Source organism: Tenacibaculum xiamenense (assembly GCF_964513065.1).
GTDB classification, from domain to species: domain Bacteria; phylum Bacteroidota; class Bacteroidia; order Flavobacteriales; family Flavobacteriaceae; genus Polaribacter; species Polaribacter xiamenense.
In genome coordinates this window covers 1-16,570 of the sequence record NZ_CAZEQU010000017.1, presented here as the reverse complement: position 1 = coordinate 16,570, position 16,570 = coordinate 1, and the positions used below count along the sequence as shown (strand labels likewise).

12 protein-coding genes are annotated in these 16,570 nt (G+C 31.3%); 2 read left to right on the top strand and 10 right to left on the bottom strand.

Going from position 1 to position 16,570, the window contains the following annotated elements:
- The first annotated feature begins 59 nt into the window (after positions 1-59).
- Positions 60-710: a hypothetical protein gene (locus ACKTTV_RS08500; RefSeq protein ID WP_408030408.1), complete on the top strand. Its 651-nt coding sequence runs from the start codon at positions 60-62 to the stop codon at positions 708-710.
- A 93-nt stretch (positions 711-803) separates the two neighbouring features.
- Here ACKTTV_RS08500 and ggt read toward each other — a convergent pair whose 3' ends face one another.
- The 8 genes from ggt to ACKTTV_RS08460 form a co-directional block, all read right to left on the bottom strand.
- Entirely contained in the window at positions 804-2,501 is a 1,698-nt protein-coding gene (gene ggt, locus ACKTTV_RS08495; RefSeq protein ID WP_408030407.1) for a gamma-glutamyltransferase, read from the bottom strand.
- A gap of 15 nt (positions 2,502-2,516) precedes the next feature.
- On the bottom strand, positions 2,517-3,110 hold the full coding sequence (locus tag ACKTTV_RS08490; protein WP_408030406.1) for an acyl carrier protein phosphodiesterase: 594 nt from the start codon (positions 3,108-3,110) through the stop codon (positions 2,517-2,519).
- 46 nt (positions 3,111-3,156) lie between these two features.
- Positions 3,157-4,815: a hypothetical protein gene (locus ACKTTV_RS08485; protein WP_408030405.1), complete on the bottom strand. Its 1,659-nt coding sequence runs from the start codon at positions 4,813-4,815 to the stop codon at positions 3,157-3,159.
- A gap of 11 nt (positions 4,816-4,826) precedes the next feature.
- The gene (locus ACKTTV_RS08480; protein WP_408030404.1) at positions 4,827-6,044 is read right to left on the bottom strand and encodes a DUF4249 domain-containing protein; all 1,218 of its coding nucleotides are present in this window, start codon (positions 6,042-6,044) and stop codon (positions 4,827-4,829) included.
- Between the two features lie 11 nt (positions 6,045-6,055).
- Complete coding sequence (locus tag ACKTTV_RS08475; RefSeq protein ID WP_408030403.1) at positions 6,056-7,273, bottom strand: DUF4249 domain-containing protein; 1,218 nt, start codon at positions 7,271-7,273, stop codon at positions 6,056-6,058.
- Positions 7,274-7,278: 5 nt separating this feature from the next.
- Positions 7,279-10,005 (bottom strand): TonB-dependent receptor, encoded by a 2,727-nt coding sequence (locus ACKTTV_RS08470; RefSeq protein WP_408030402.1) that lies wholly within the window; start codon positions 10,003-10,005, stop codon positions 7,279-7,281.
- 31 nt (positions 10,006-10,036) lie between these two features.
- Complete coding sequence (locus ACKTTV_RS08465) at positions 10,037-10,726, bottom strand: hypothetical protein (RefSeq protein WP_408030401.1); 690 nt, start codon at positions 10,724-10,726, stop codon at positions 10,037-10,039.
- Between the two features lie 280 nt (positions 10,727-11,006).
- Positions 11,007-12,470, bottom strand: a complete 1,464-nt coding sequence (locus ACKTTV_RS08460; RefSeq protein WP_408030400.1) for an aminoacyl-histidine dipeptidase — start codon at positions 12,468-12,470, stop codon at positions 11,007-11,009.
- A gap of 128 nt (positions 12,471-12,598) precedes the next feature.
- On the opposite strand from ACKTTV_RS08460, the gene recR reads away from it, so the two are divergent.
- Complete coding sequence (gene recR / locus ACKTTV_RS08455) at positions 12,599-13,216, top strand: recombination mediator RecR (RefSeq protein WP_408030399.1); 618 nt, start codon at positions 12,599-12,601, stop codon at positions 13,214-13,216.
- 15 nt (positions 13,217-13,231) lie between these two features.
- Here recR and ACKTTV_RS08450 read toward each other — a convergent pair whose 3' ends face one another.
- Positions 13,232-14,497 (bottom strand): hypothetical protein, encoded by a 1,266-nt coding sequence (locus tag ACKTTV_RS08450; RefSeq protein ID WP_408030398.1) that lies wholly within the window; start codon positions 14,495-14,497, stop codon positions 13,232-13,234.
- A gap of 339 nt (positions 14,498-14,836) precedes the next feature.
- Positions 14,837-15,682 carry a LytR/AlgR family response regulator transcription factor gene (locus ACKTTV_RS08445; protein WP_408030397.1) on the bottom strand — a complete coding sequence of 282 codons (846 nt, stop codon included), beginning with the start codon at positions 15,680-15,682 and terminating at the stop codon, positions 14,837-14,839.
- Between the last annotated feature and the right edge of the window lie 888 nt (positions 15,683-16,570).

The following is a 16,570-nucleotide window of genomic DNA, read 5'->3' as shown; positions in this document are numbered from 1 at the left end:
AATATGTAAATTACCGTAGCAAAATAACCAGTAAATCGTCTTAAATATAAAAACTTACCATGAACAATCATAAAATAGGAGGGTACTCCGCTATAACCGAAGCATTTCTATATGTAATTGGTTTTACATATTTAGTTTTCTTTTTATCTCCAGGAATGGAAGGCCTTATAGAAGACATTGACAAATTAGAATTTGTTTTAAATAATAAAACATTATTTCAAGTTTGGAACTTACTCATTTATGTTCTATTTGGAATTATCCTTATTCCTTTAACTATTGTTATAAATGATAATTTTAATAAAAATTCCTTAATGGCATCCAAGGTAGCACCAATTTTAGGCTTTATTTGGTCAGGATTGGTTATTGCTAGTGGAATGGTTGCAAATGTTGGTTTGGAATCGATTGCAACGATATTTGCTACCGACAAGTCTTCAGCAGTAACTGTATGGAAAACAATTGATGCAATCCAAGGAGGATTGGGTGGTGGAATTGAAGTCGTAGGAGGGTTGTGGGTATTTTTTATAAGTTACTTCGGAATAAAACAAAGAGTTTTCTCAAAATTCTTGAATTATTTAGGGCTAATCGTTGGAGTGGCTGGAATTGCTTCTGTATTTCCTGGTTTATCGGATTTAGGGGCAATTTTTGGATTAACTCAAATCGTTTGGTTTGCTTGGATTGGAATAGTTCTTCTAAAGAAAAGGGAGAAGTGAAAAACAGTTTAAATTTTTATTAAAAATATTCAAACCCCGATACTTTTGTATCGGGGTTTGGGCAGATTAATTTTTGAAATACTTTTTTTTTGGCTAAAAACCAATGGCTGTGTCATCACCTCTTCGATCAGCACCTCCTTCTAATGTACCATTCGGTAATACTAAAATCGCATCTACCTTACCAATTACAGGAGAGTTTGCTTCGTCAATAGTATATCCTTTTTGGGTAAGAGCAGTTTTTACTTCTTGAGGAAAACTATTTGGTTCCATTTTTACTACATCTGGTAACCACTGATGGTGAAACCTGGGTTGATCAACAGCTTCCTGCATTCCCATATTATATTCATGTACATTCAAGATGGTTTGCAACACGGAAGTAATAATTGTAGATCCGCCCGGTGTTCCAACAACCATCCAAAGTTTACCTTCTTTTTCAATAATTGTGGGAGTCATAGAGCTCAACATTCTTTTTTCTGGAGCTATTTCATTTGCTTTAGCTCCAACAAGCCCAAACATATTAGGTTCTCCTGGTTTACTGCTGAAATCATCCATTTCGTTATTTAAGAAAAAACCAAGCTCAGAAGCATATAATTTCGATCCAAATGCGGCATTTATCGTTGTGGTAACAGAAACAGCATTTCCGAATTGATCAACAATCGAGTAATGCGTAGTTTCATCACTTTCAATAATTTCAATGTTGCCATGAGATAAATCTTTAGATTTTGTTGCTTTTTCGAAAGAGAATGAACTCATTCGCTCTGCTGCATAGGCTTTACTTAATAACTTGTCCATAGGAATAGATACGAAATCAGGATCTCCTAAAAAATAACTTCTATCGGCATAAGCTCGTCTTTCGGCTTCTGTAATTACTTGAATTGATTTCGAAGAATTGTGCCCGTATTCATGCAGATCAAAAGGTTCAATGGCGTTCATGATTTCCGTAAGACATACACCTCCACTTGAAGGAGGCGACATAGAAATAATTTTTAGGTCGTCATAAGAAAATACTATAGGAGTTCTCCATTTTGCCTCATATTTGGCAAGATCTTCTTCGGTAACATAACCTCCTTCTTGCTGTAAAAAACTTGCTAGTTTTTTCGCAGTTTCACCTTTATAAAATTCATCTCTACCATTTTCTAAAACTCTAGTTAATGTTTTCGCTAAAGCGTTGTATTTTATGGTATCACCAGATTTCCATGTCTTGGCCAAAGGAATGGTATCTTTATTTACTCTGAAGAAGTCTTTTTTATGTTTTTGAAGGCGTTTTTCTTGTTTTTCAGTAACAACAACACCTCTATTAGCAAGGTCAATTACTGGTTGAATGATCTCTTTTATAGTTAAACTACCAAATTTTTTATGAGCTTCGAATACACCCGCAATGGTTCCAGGTACTCCAACTGCTGTGGCTCCGGAAGTGCTTTTGTTTTTAATAATATTCCCATCCTCGTCCAAATACATATCTCTATGAGAAGCTAAAGGAGCTTTTTCTCTATAATCTAAGGCTCCAATTTTTCCTTCGTTTGTGCGATAAACCATAAAACCACCACCACCAATATTGCCAGCATAAGGATAAGAAACTGCTAAAGCGAGTTCTGTGGCCATCATAGCGTCGAAAGCATTTCCACCTTTTTTTAAAATATCAATTCCTATTTTGGAAGCCTCTTTTCTAGCAGAAACAACCATTGCCTTATCAGCAATTATTCCTTTAACTACTTTTTTTTCAGGAACACTAGTTTTACAACTACTAATTAGAAAGCAGCTGCTAATGAATAAGATTAGTGATTTTTTCATTTGATTAAAATTAGATTAGTTTGTCAATAGTTCGTTTGTTTTAATTTCAGAAAAATGTTGAAGGTCTTTGAAGAATTTGGTGAAGTCGTTATGAAAGGAATCATAATGTAGTAGTAGATCTTCGGTAGCAAGATTCATCATTGATTTTCCATTAGTTCTATTATTCATTCCATTAAGAACATCTTTAATTCCTTTTGCAAATTGATAGTTATATAGCCAATTATATTTAACCATATAAGGAAGTAGATGCTGTGTTTTCTCAGGAAGAATATCGAAGTTGTTTTCAAGTAGTTTATAAACAGAGGACACATAGATGTCTAAAGGTATTTCAGAATAATCACGCCAATTGATGGCTAAAAAATGGTCGTAAAAAATATCTATGATAATTCCATCATAATGTCCATATCTCTCATGTAATCTTCTTTTACTTATACGAACGATTTCATGAGAGTCTGTATAAGAATCAATAGCTCTATGAAGTATAATACCTTTTTGAATGTTTTCGGAAAAATGAGAAAACTTATTACCTTTTATATGATCGGCAATGAAATTACCAATCATGATTTCGTCATTGTTTTTTGAAAGGTATAAATGCGCTAGAAAATTCATCGCATAAAAGTAAAAAAAAACAAGGACTTAAGCCCTTGTTTTTTTACTATTGAACTGAAAAGGTGCGTTTGAGGGAAATAAATTTACCTTGGTCGGTATATCCAACAAGATCTATTTCAAACTCACCTGCTACATCAGAAGTGTAAAATGTAACTTCTTTTGTTTTTAAACCAATATTAGGATTCCAATATAACTGGGTTCTAAAATCTGGTATCCTTTCATTTTTGGCATTACTGTTGTTTTGAAAGAAGTATTTCTTTTCAGGTTGATTTGGAAGTACTTTTATTTCATGGAAATTAGAAAAGTCGTCAAAGAAATCATTTTTAAAAGTATTAATTATAATAACACCTTGGTAAATAGTGTTCCCATAAAAGTAATTGTTTTTAACGAGCGAAATTGAGTTGATTTTTCGCGCATCATAATCTAAGAGCTTTTCGTGATCGACAACAATTCTTCCATCAATAATTAAAAGCGTAGGTTGATGTTTTTGATGGAGGGATGAGGTTAAATTAGTTACTTTTAAAGCTTGTTTTCCATTGTATTTTGTAAAACCTGCTCTATCAATAATTTCGACGAAAGTTTCTTTAACGGTTTTGAATCTTTTGTAGTCATCTAATTTATATGTTACATCCACTAGACTCATGTAATTATTCTTTTTATTTTCCTGAGCAATACTGTCTTTTTTGATAGAATAATAAGCATTTTCAATTTGTGAATAAATACTTCTACGATCAATAATATCATTAACAGCGTCGTTTAAATATAGTTCAGGAAAGTAACCATAGTTTTGAGATAGTGGTTTTTTTTCTAAAAGCTCAATTTTATAATCTTCACGTTTGTTTTCGAGTATTTGAATGTATAATTTCTCCGTATTTATATCGGAAATATTAAAATAAAATTCATTTTTACTATTAGTTACTGCAGTTAAAGGTAGACTGCCTTTATTGTTAACTTTAGACAGCGATAGTTTTATACTTGAGGTAATAGGTTGTTTAGAAGTTACTTTTCCATGAATAATGGAACCTCTTAGTTCTGGAAGATAGAACTTTGAAGAATTCTTTTTTGAACTATTTAAAGTTGCCTTGCTTTCTAATTCAAAATTGTTTTTTTGTTTGATAGATATGGAATAGGTACCTTTTTTACTTAATAGACTATTTAAATTTAGGGTAACTTTCTCTCTTTTGCTAAAAACACCTTCCTTTCCATAAAAGAGATTAGGAGTACTTGCGTTTTTTGAGATTGAAGAAACAGGTTCTGGTCTTGATTTTTCACTTGACGTTTTTAAGTTGTTAGAAAAAGGATTTACAATAAAAATGTTCTTTTCAAAAAAAGACTTTTTATTTTTCATCCAATTTGTGTAAGCGATAATTTTGTAGGTACCTGTTTCAATATTTTCATTAATGAAAATATCGCCGTATCCGGTTCCTTCTTTCAATGTTATTTTTTGAGTAACTACACTTTTATTGCTGTTATTTATCAATTCTAGGTAAGCGACTTTGCTGAATTGACTGAACTTATCATTACTCAAACAAAATACATTATAGTACAAAGTTTCGCCTGTTAATAGAAAATTACTATTGTTGTGCACAAAAATATTTTCTTCAGGAAACTTATTTGCGTTCAAATGCATTGAGGCTTGAGATTGCCCTAGAACTATTCCACAGAGCAAAATATTTATAATTAGTATATATTTTTTTATAATCATGATGTTATGTTTTATTCGATCCAGAAATCAGGACGATTTATAGCCCCCAAATGGCTGCAATCACCACACTTCTTTTTAGTTAATAAATACGGCGTGTTAGGAGGGGGAGGGAAATCTGGGTGTGGAGCGGCAAATATCCATCCAGTGCGTAAATAATCTAACAGCGGAGAAGTACCAAAGCCATCGTTAATTTCAGGTTCTATCATTGTTCCGCAATCGGTTGCACTAGCATAATTTTGATAGAATGAATCTGTGATGTCAGATCGATTGAAAAAGACTCTTTTTTCATTGATTGTAGAAACTTCAAAGAAACCAATAACCTTTTCTGAATTTGGATCTGATTCAGGACTAACATTACTTGGAATATTTCCAATCTGAACTTGTGAGAATATATTATCTGAGTCAGAAAACTTATCTAACAGAGTGTAAAAATCAAATGTGTTTTGATTTAATACGTATTGCCTAACAAGTATTGAATACCTTAAACCTATGATATAGCTGTCTATAGCTACTTTTCTGAGAGGAAGCCCAGAAATTTTATCTTGATTTAGAGTTTTAGTTTCTGTAAGCATTATCGTTTTTGATGATGTATTTCCATAACATGTTCCCGTTCCATAAATCGTTACATCTTTAGGAACAAGTGAAAATGAATAAGGCTGAACAGCTGACTCAATTTCTATTCTAAAATTGCTCCATAAGGGAGGGGTAATCTTGTAGGTCTCTTCATATTCATATCGATAATAGTTTCCATTTCCTTCAGATAATTTACTGTTTACTCTGAAAAAAACATCTTGATTGCTGGTAATAGGGTTATTTTCTATAGTGAAAAACACATCTTCAATTTCCCTAACCTTTGGAAGTGTTTCTTCAGTTGAGGCGTAATTTTTTCCGTCTTTTGTAGTTATTTTTAGAGTATATGACCTTGAAGATTCTGCCGCGAACTCTTCAGTTGAAATATATAAACCACTTTCATTTTCTTGAAAATTATAGGTAGTTCCTAGGTCATCAATAATGGTAACGATGGCATTTTCTTCAGGTTGTATTTTTACAGAGTCAATAGGTACCGTTCTTGATAATTCAACAGTATGATTTTTAAATTCGTTTGTTAAAATTGAGCTAACAACCAAATGATTGTCGAAAGTTTCTGACTGAAAGTCAATGGACTCAATGCAACCATTCGCAAAGAGAACTATTAAAATTAAATTAATCCAAATTGTATATTTTTTCATAATGTTATGTTTTATTCAATCCAGAAATCAGGAGGATTTATAGGTCCCAAATGCCTACAATCACCGCACTTCTTTTTAGTTAAAAAATATGGTCCACCTGGTTGAGGAGGAGAACCTAAATTGCGCGAGGCAAATATCCACCCAGTGTTTAAATAATCTAATAGGGGAGAATAACCGAAGTTATCTTCAACCTGAGGGGTTATCATTGTTCCGCAATCGCTTACACCTGCATAATTTTGATACAATGAATCGGTGATATCGGATCGATTAAAAAAGACTCTTTTTTCATTGATTGTTGAAACTTCGAAAAAACCTATAACCTTTTCTGAGTTTGGATCTGATTCGGGAGTAATGTTACTAGGAATGTTTCCAACCTGAACTTGCGAAAAGATATTGTCCGAGTCTGAAAATTTATCTAACAGAGTGTAAAAATCAAAGGTGTTTTGATTCAATACATATTGCTTAACAAGTATTGAATACCTTAAACCTATAATATAGCTGTCTATTGGCATTGCTCTGAGAGGAAATCCAGATACTTTATCTTGATTTATCGTATTAGTTTCTGTTAGCATTATTGTCTTAGATGATGCATTTCCGTAGCATATGCCTCTACCATAAACTCCAAAGTCTTTAGGAACAACAGCAAAAGAATAGGGTTGAACATCAGACAGGATTTCTAGTCTGAAATTGCTCCAAAAAGGAGGGGTAACCTTGTAGGTTTCGTCATATTCATATCGATAATAGTTTCCATTTCCTTCAGATAATTTACTGTTTACTCTGAAAAAAACATCTTGAGTATTACTAATGGGGTTATTTTCTACAGTGAAAAAAATATCTTCAATTTCCCTAATGTTTGGAAGTGTTTCTTCAGTTGAGGTATAGTTTTCACCATCTTTTGTCGTTATTTTTAGAGTATATGACCTAGTAGGTTGAGCCGCGAACTCGTCAGTTGATATATATAAACCACTTTCATTTTCTTGAAAATTATAGGTCGTTCCTAAATCATCTATAATTGTAACAATAGCATTTTCTTCAGGTTGTATTTTTATAGAGTCAATAGGTACAGTTCTTGATAATTCAACAGAGTGATTTTTGACTTCGTTTGTTAAAATTGAACTTACAACTAGATGGTTCTCGAAAGTTTCAGATTTAAAGTCAATTGATTCAATACATCCATGTATTAGGAAAACTGTTATAATTAAGTTAATCCATATTATAGTTTTTTTCATAACTACTAAAATTTGAAGTTATAAGTTATAGTAGGTATTGGTCTTGAAAAGATTGAGCTTTGATAGGCTTCGACATTTCCAGAATCAGATGTTTGAAAGAATACTGAATACGGGTTGTTTCTTCCTAACACATTATAAATTGAAATATTCCAGAAACTATGAGCAAATTTCTTAATCTTATGGTTTCCTTCAATGTTTATTCCAATATCCAATCTATAATAATCAGGTATTCTAAATTGATTTCTATTACTATAGGTTAAATATTCTACATCTCGAATTGTAAATCTTCCAGTAGGGTAGGTTATCGGTCTACCAGATTGATATGTAAAGTTGGTAGAAAAACTATATCGTTTCGTAAACTTATAGTTTAATACAACGTTTACATCATGAGGCTTATCGTAATTAGTTGGAAAAAACTCTCCGTTGTTAACCCTTTCTTCACTAAAAATACTGTTTAGCTGAATTAGCGAACGAGAATAACTATATCCAAGCCACCCATTTAGTCTTCCTGAATTCTTCTTAAGTAAAAACTCAATACCATACGATTTTCCATTACCTTGAATTACTTGTGTTTCAACTTGATCATTTAATAAAAGAGTGGCACCCACTTTATAATCTAGTAAGTTTTTGTATTTCTTATAATAACCTTCAAGGCTCATTTCATATTGATCATCATTAAAGTTTTTGAATAGTCCGAGTGATATTTGAGATCCTTCCTGTGGTTTTATATTCGTGTCAGAAAGACGCCAGGTATCTACAGGAGTGGCTGTAGTATTATTATTTAAACGATGAATGTATTGAAACGATTTGTTGAAACTAGCTTTTAATGACAGGCTTTCACTTAGTTCGTATCGAGTAGCTAATCGATAGCTTAATCCGTTATATGTTTGAAAAACTTCGTTGTTACCATAATCAGTTGAATTTACAAGGGTTGATTGGTTTTTAGGTCTATTAGCTTCATATTCTCTTTGAGTAGAAGGACCTAGAGCAAGGTATTGATTAAACCTTAAACCAAGATTGAAATTTAATTTAGGACTAACATTAATTTCATCAGATATAAACAATCCATTTTCTAAAGCTCTTTCATCCCTTATTGTTAGTGGGATAACTTCTGAATTATCTCCATTTGGAACGATATTACCAGGACTTATATTATATAGTTTCGATTCTAGACCATAAGTAAATTTATGAGATTTTGAATAGTCATACTTCAATTTGAGTTTTAAGTTGGTTTCGTTTATCTTATAATTAAGGAAAAAACCATTGGTAGTGTTTTCGTTTTTATAATCTATGTCAAAACCATAACTACTATTAGATAAAATCAAATTTCCATGATGTTTTTCATTAAATTGGTGTTTCCAATTCAAAGAAAACATGGTGTTTCCATAGGTATTTATAGTATCTGAAGCTATCTGATATTTGTCATGACTATAATACCCAGTAAGTGTTAACGTGTTTTTGTCGTTAAACTTATGACTATATTTTCCGACGATATCATGAAAGGAAACACTACTTTTTTCAAAGTCTTTGTTGTCTATTAAGCCTAACACCCAATCGGAGTAAGTACTTCTTACACCAAGATTTAAACCTGATTTGTCTTTTATAATTGGAATTTCAAGGTTAATATTACCCGTTACTGGACCTATTGAAGCCTCACCTTTGAACTCTTTATTGCTAGCATCCTTGGTACTAATATCAAAAACAGAGGAAAGTCTTCCACCATATTCAGAAGGAATATTTCCAGTATATATTTTTAAGTCATTAGTGGTAAATGGATTTATTGCAGAGAATAGACCTAGAAAATGTGTCGGGTTATAGATAACACCATCATCCAATAAGAATAAGTTTTGATCTACTTTTCCTCCTCTAACATTAACTCCTTCGGAACCCTCTCCAGTTGATTTAATAGCAGGAAGTGTTGCGGCCACTTTTAAAATATCTCTTTCTCCCAATACAAGTGGAATATTTTTAATTTCTTGGGCCTTAATTTGACTGATACCTGCAATTGTTTGCCTAATATTTCTGCTTTTATTTGCATTAATTACGACTTCTTCTAACTCTTCAGATTTTGGGTTGATTGAAAAGTTTAGTTTACCATTTCCATAAAGAATTAGATTTTTTTGTTCAATTTCAAAACCAACAAAAGATGATTCTAGAGTGTTTTTTCCAAATGGAAGTTCAATAGCGTAATAACCATTTTTATTAGAGGTCGTATAAATGTTTTTTTCTCTCTCAACAATAGTAACACCTTCAATAGGTTCACCATTTTTATCATTTCTTATAATACCCGATAACTTATAAGATGCTTGTTTTACTTCCTGTTCTTTTCCTATTTTTAAGTACGTAGACTCTCCGTTAAGATCAGAATCTACTAATATTGGAATGGAGCTTTGATTTTGTGATGCTGCATTTGACTGGACATATGTAGGAGGCTTTTTTATTAAATTACCATTGGTAAGAATAATTTTATACTTATCGAGTATATAATAATTTATTTTACTGCTATCAAAAAGTGTGTATAATACTTTTTTGATATTGGCATTTTCTAAACTAAAGGTCATTGGAGTGGTATCGAGCCATTTATCAATAAAGTAAAATTTATAGTTACTTTTTTTTTCGATTAACTCTATTATTTGAGTTTTCGTTAAGTTTTTGGCATCTAAAGAAACTAAAGGTTCTGTTTCCTGTGATAGTAGGGGGTATGACACAATCAAAATAATGATTGTGAACAAATTTTTTATAAAAGAATGCATTTTTTAAGACTTAAATATGGTTCATGAGCTTATGTACAAAGGCCGTGAAATCATTTTTCCGTAACTCTTTTTCAGTTTTGAAATGTTTAGAAATGATTTCTTTTTGGTTTGGAAAGACTGCGATAAAATCTTTTTTGGACTTTACTTCATGATAATTATTACCATATTTAATGAAAAATCGATCTTTCTTTTTTTTGAATACGTGATGAACAAAATGCAGGTCTTTTTTGCTTCTAGCAAGCTTTTTATGTTTCTTAAGAATTGAAAAATTCTCGGCTTTAACAAGTTCTTCTAAGAAGCCATATTTTTCATCGAAGGTATTGATAAAGTTAGAGTTATTTATCTTAAAAGTATCTACTTGTTGTTTTTCAAGAACAATTGCAATAGATTCATTTTGATTGTTGATTCTAGCGACTAAGAGATCATTTACAACATCATATTTTAATTCGATGTTAAAAAAAATATCTCCACGATAGCTGACACTACCTTTTAAGAATTCATCTTTAAAAAAGAAGTTGTGGTTGTTTTTTGTGATTTTTCTGTATTGTTCTTCAAAAACATCACCATAACTTAAATTGGTGTTGTATGCTCCTAGGGTTTCGTCAAAAGAGGAGTAGATTTCTGAGACAGTAGAACTGTTCTGGGAGGTGCCCGTGCAAATGAGCCCAACCAGAGAGGTGGTTAGTAGTAGTTTTTTCATGGATATAGTAGTTTTTCACTTAAGTTGTGATTAGTTTGGTTTTGTGAATATATTATTTTTTTTTGCAAAAAGTAATTAAATTAACTTTTTTGTGTGGTTTATTTAGATTAATTAAGGGTTTGTTGTGATTGTTTCAAGTTAAATAAGTTTTCAATATACTATCCATAATTTTAAGTTTAAAAGTTGTAGTAAATCGAATAAGAAGTAGCTTTGGGAAGCTATTAACCAAATAAAAAAACAAGGACTTTTGGTCCTTGTTTTTTACTTTTTTGATTTATGATTAGTTTTTACTTGGAGTATTTTTTAAAATTTCAAGTAAGAACTTCCAAAATTTTTGAGTTGAAGAAATTTGAGCTCTTTCATCAGGAGAATGTGCTCCACGAATATTGGGGCCAAAAGAAACCATATCCATGTTTGGGTAGTTTTGTCCTAATATTCCACATTCTAATCCTGCATGGCATGCAGCAACATGAGGTTTCTCATTGTGAAGTTCTTCATATAATTTGGTTACAGTATTCAAAATTTCAGAATTAATATTAGGTAACCATCCTGGATATGAACCTGAGAATTCAACATCAAAACCAGCTAATTCAAAAGAAGATCTTAAAGAGTTTGCTAAATCCCACTTATTAGTTTCCGAAGAAGAACGTGTCAAACATCCAATTTTAATATCTCCATTTTTTACAATAACTCTAGCAATATTATTTGATGTTTCAACCAAACCTTCAATATCAGGACTCATACGATATACTCCGTTTAATGCTGAGTAAATAGCTTTAATAAATCCTTCTTGAACACCTAATTCCATTACATTTTCTGGTGAAGAAACCTCTTTTAATTCGATAGCAAGGTTTGGCTCAATACTTTTATACTCAGCTTTTATATTATTAATTAACTCGTTTAATTCGAATAAAAATGGTTCCTTAGAAACTGTGTCGATAACTACTGTAGCAAAACTTTCTCTAGGAATAGCATTACGCAGACTACCTCCATTAATTTCAGAAACACGCAAACCAAAATTAGTAAAACCATCAAATAACAAGCGATTCATTATTTTATTGGCATTTCCTAAACCTTTATGAATATCCATTCCTGAATGACCTCCGTTTAGACCAGTAATTGATATTTCGTAAGAAGAGGAGTTTTCAGGGGTACTTTCTATTTCATAAGTTCTAGTAGCTGTAATATCTACTCCTCCGGCACATCCCATTCCAATTTCATCATCTTCTTCAGTATCTAAGTTTAACAGAATATCACCAGTTAAAACATTTCCTTCCAATCCCATGGCACCTGTCATTCCAGTTTCTTCATCGATAGTAAATAACGCTTCAATTGCTGGATGAGCAATATCGGAAGACGACAAAACTCCCATAATAGCAGCAACCCCAAGTCCATTATCGGCACCTAAGGTAGTTCCATCGGCTTTAACCCAATCGCCATCAATCACCATTTTAATTCCTTCACTATCAAAATCGAAATCGGTATCTGCATTTTTTTGATGAACCATGTCGAGATGACTTTGAAGAACAACAGTTTTTCTGTTTTCCATCCCCTCGGTAGCTGGTTTGCGCATAATTACATTACCAACTTTATCAACAAAAGTTTCTAATTGTAACTTCTTTCCGAAATCAACCATAAATTGAATAACTCTCTCTTCTTTTTTTGAAGGGCGAGGAACTGCATTTAAATCAGCGAAATGACTCCAAACAGCTTTTGGCTCTAAGTCCTTTATCTCTAAATTCATATTAAATCCTTAATTTTTGTTTAGTGGATCAAAGGTAGTTATTTTGATAATTTTTGCCTAACTAGAACGACTATATTATGGTTGAAAATTGGCGTTAATTTAAGTTTTAAATATCGTAATTTTGTAGAATGGATTTTTCTTCGAAGTTACTTGAAAATGCGGTTAATGAGGTGAGCCGTTTACCTGGAATCGGAAAGCGAACTGCATTGCGATTAGTATTACATTTATTAAAGCAGCCTAAAGAATCGACAAAGTTTTTGACGGAAGCACTGAATGTTATGAGAAATGAAATAAAAACATGTAGAAAATGTCATAATATTTCAGATACAATATTGTGTGATATTTGCGCAAATCCAAAGAGAAATACTGAAATAGTTTGTGTTGTAGAAGATATTCGAGATGTGATGGCTATTGAAAATACCGCTCAATATAAAGGAGTATATCATGTACTGGGCGGAAAGATTTCACCTATTGAAGGTATTGGTCCCCAGAACTTACAAATAGAATCATTAGTTGAAAAGGTTCGTTCTGGAGAGGTTAAGGAATTGATTTTTGCATTAAGTTCTACAATGGAAGGAGATACCACTAACTTCTATATATACAAACAGGTTGAAAAATATGATATTGTAACTTCAACCATTGCTAGAGGTATTTCTGTCGGTGATGAATTGGAGTTCGCTGATGAGGTAACCCTTGGACGAAGTATTATTAACCGGATTCCTTTTGAGAATTCATTAAAGGGTTAAAAACTAAAACTATTTCTATATAAGTTTCTTTAAAAATACTAATCCAATTACTACTAAAATAACAATATAGAGTAAGCTCGAAGCTATTTTGCCAAAAAAACCAATTCCCCAAGAAGGAATCAGAACATCGGCAAGTGTTCTTCTGTAAGGAGGAAGAGGTTTATATTCGGGAATAATTGAGTTTGGAATACGAATGTCCCAGTTACCTCTTACAAGCAAAGGCATAACCAATTCGAACGATATTTTCTCATCACCTTTGCGAAAAAGGTTTCTATAAGTTCCAATATTAGAACAATATACTTTTGCGTAAATAGGTTTGTTCCATACAGTAGCATCACCTGCTTTGTCTTCAATAAGCTTTTCAGGGGTGTTTAAGTTGTTATAATAATCTTGTTTAACTAAAGGTAGTTGAATTCCAGGTTCACTTGGACTAACTCCAATTTTGTCATCATCTTCTGGGAATTTGGTAATTTTATTTACATAAATAGCACCAACAGCAATATCTGGTTTTATGTCAAAAGAATTCCCTGTGTTAACATACCAAGGAGATACATTTGGGTAAATTTTTAGATCGACTTCGAAAGGGTAGTGGCGCTGATTTGCTATTTCTCTTCGACCATCATCTTCACCATCTCTTCTCCCTTGCCACGCTTTTGTTTCAAGAGTGATATTAAATTTAGTTAACCATAAATCCATACGAATTCTTTCGATTTTTATGGTCGAATCAATAATACTAAATACCTCTTTAGTATAAGTTTTATATGGTTTTCCTTCGGATTCAAACCCAAGTGAATTCACTATACTCAATAAGTTTTTATTTTCGATAGGATTATAAGCTCTTGGATCTGTAACTTTGATGTTTAAATCTGGTTTTCCTCTTGTTTTACTATCTGGATCAAAAATTAGCTCATGAATATTAAAACCACCAACAAACTCTGGGTATTTGTTTTTATGTTTAATTACGGAATCTCTAAAGTATTCTTTTCCGTTATAAATTAATTTTTCAAGATGAACTTGAGGTCCCTCAAATTGGCTACTCGTGGTTCCAAGAAAATTATTGTAGTCGTTTTGCCATTCTGTTTTTTCTGCAAGATTTAATCGAGATTTAAGCTCGGTAAGAATATTTTCTTTAAATGAAAGATACTTATCTCTACTAGCTTTTTCGTATTCCTGATACGAATATTCTTCTACATAGTCATCAGAGTAATTCCCTTTGAAAATTCCCGAAATTAAGAGAATCAAGGCAATTATAAGAACAATTCCAAGAGTTTTCTTATTCATTTGATTAAAGTTTGTAGTTTGTTGGTAGTGCTAAAATTAGTGTTTTTTTTCTAGCGTGATTTTATTAAAGTAAGAAAATAGGGAAAAACCTGAAGATAAAAGGAGGTTTTATGGAAAAAGAAAAGAGAAAAGGCCAACCAAGTTAGAAAACCTTTCCTCCCAACTGATTTAAAATTAGTTTTTTATGTTTAACGTTTTCTTTTTAAAAGATTAATGGAAGTCGGTTTGTCGATGAAATGTTAATCTTTTATGTTGGACCGTATCTTTATAATCTGAAATTTATAACTAACATGCATTATAATTGAATACTAAAGTATTTTTAATATCCGATAAGTGTAATCAGCTTTTGGGATTTAAATATTGTATAAGGTATTTGGCTTTATTCGAGCTCACTGGAATTCTACTGTTATTAGCTTTTAATACAACATGTGATTTACTACCATATGAGTTGATGTATTTAACATGAAGCATGTTAATTAAGTAAGATTTATGGCATCGATATAGCATTTCATAGGAATGAAGCTTTTGCTGGATATTAGATATGTTTTCTCGAAATAGAATACTTTTTACGTCGTGATTTTCACTGAGTAAGTAGAATATATTTATATAATGTCCTTCTGACTTAATGTATAGTAAATTTTTAATTGGAATTAAAAGTGTTTCATTTTTGTTTTTACCAATAATTTCAACCAGTTGAGTGTCGCTTAATTCAATATTAAGAGGTGTGTTATTTAGAACATATCGTAACAAAGTAAAAAAGCTTAATGTAGTGTAGATAAAAAAACTGAAAACAATACCTATAGTAAAAGCATCTATAACAAAACCTTTAGATATGTGATCTGGAAAAATTATTCGTGTGCTACCCAAAATTAATATTACAGATACAATTGTAGTGCTACATACTAATATTATTTCCTTGAAGTAGGTCCAGTTTTCAGAAGAAATGGGCTTGAGTATAATTATATTAATTATTAAAGAGCTGGTAATTAGAAAACTATAAAATATATTAAGTGTTACAAACTGGAATTGAGTAGTTTTTGGGAAATTTTTAACTGGAAAAAGCAGGAGTAAGATAAGGGATAAAACAAATACAGATGTAATAACACGTCTTCTTTTAAAAAGTTTTGAGGGCCTGTAATGTCTTTTAGCGACTTTCGCATACAGTTTTGAAAGGTTTTTATTCATATACAACTAAGCAAAAAAGATTAACTTTTACTTAGTAGTAGTTTTTATATTAGAAGGTCATATAAAAATAGTAAAAAAGCTAGGTTTTCAAAAATTGCAAAGGTTTTTATGATTAAAAACTTAAAAATCAAGTGTTTAGTTTTGGTTTTAGATGTAATAGTGTTAGGTTAAATTCTTGTTAATCAGTTGTTTATATTTGTTTTTGTGTAATATTTTCCTCAATATTCTTAAACAGATAAATTATGACATTAGAAATTGTATCTTTAGTATATAAAATTTGAAGTTTCAAAATAATTGTAGTCCCGCTACTTGTTGAATTTCCCCTTATTTAAGTGATACTTAAATTTTATATTTCATTAAGAATGAGAAGGCGATCTAAAAGTAATTTCTTTAGACCGCCTTTTTTAGTGGTTGTAATTTTGAGGTCAAAATACTTCGAACTGATTTCTGTGCTTACTTATAGTAAGAGCATTGTTAGGTATTCACGATTTATTTTTTTGAAAATTGTTGAAGATTAAAGGACGAGCTAATCTTTATGTTACTGCAGTGTGTGTTGTTAAAATGAAAAGAGGAAAGGCCAACAATTTGAAAACCTTTCCTCCCAACTGGTATTTATTTATTAGAAGAATAAAATGGATAAATGTTACAATATTAAATGTTAAAAAATGTTAATATTTGTTTTTAATGTTTTGTTTAATAGGTTTTTATACTGATGAGGTGCGTGCTGTTAAAATGAAAAGAGGAAAGGCCAACAATTTGAAAACCTTTCCTCCCAACTGGTATTTATCTATTAGAAGAATAAAGTGTATAAATGTTACAAATATAGATGTTAAAAAATGTTAATATTTGTTTTTAATGTTTTGGTTAATAGATTTTTATATTGATTAA

Excerpts from the sequence above, each read along its gene's own strand:
- ACKTTV_RS08500 (WP_408030408.1), top strand. The coding sequence starts at position 60 with ATGAACAATCATAAAATAGGAGGGTACTCCGCTATAACCGAAGCATTT.
- ggt (WP_408030407.1), bottom strand. The coding sequence starts at position 2,501 with ATGAAAAAATCACTAATCTTATTCATTAGCAGCTGCTTTCTAATTAGT.
- ACKTTV_RS08490 (WP_408030406.1), bottom strand. The coding sequence starts at position 3,110 with ATGAATTTTCTAGCGCATTTATACCTTTCAAAAAACAATGACGAAATC.
- ACKTTV_RS08485 (WP_408030405.1), bottom strand. The coding sequence starts at position 4,815 with ATGATTATAAAAAAATATATACTAATTATAAATATTTTGCTCTGTGGA.
- ACKTTV_RS08480 (WP_408030404.1), bottom strand. The coding sequence starts at position 6,044 with ATGAAAAAATATACAATTTGGATTAATTTAATTTTAATAGTTCTCTTT.
- ACKTTV_RS08475 (WP_408030403.1), bottom strand. The coding sequence starts at position 7,273 with ATGAAAAAAACTATAATATGGATTAACTTAATTATAACAGTTTTCCTA.
- ACKTTV_RS08465 (WP_408030401.1), bottom strand. The coding sequence starts at position 10,726 with ATGAAAAAACTACTACTAACCACCTCTCTGGTTGGGCTCATTTGCACG.
- ACKTTV_RS08460 (WP_408030400.1), bottom strand. The coding sequence starts at position 12,470 with ATGAATTTAGAGATAAAGGACTTAGAGCCAAAAGCTGTTTGGAGTCAT.
- recR (WP_408030399.1), top strand. The coding sequence starts at position 12,599 with ATGGATTTTTCTTCGAAGTTACTTGAAAATGCGGTTAATGAGGTGAGC.
- ACKTTV_RS08450 (WP_408030398.1), bottom strand. The coding sequence starts at position 14,497 with ATGAATAAGAAAACTCTTGGAATTGTTCTTATAATTGCCTTGATTCTC.
- ACKTTV_RS08445 (WP_408030397.1), bottom strand. The coding sequence starts at position 15,682 with ATGAATAAAAACCTTTCAAAACTGTATGCGAAAGTCGCTAAAAGACAT.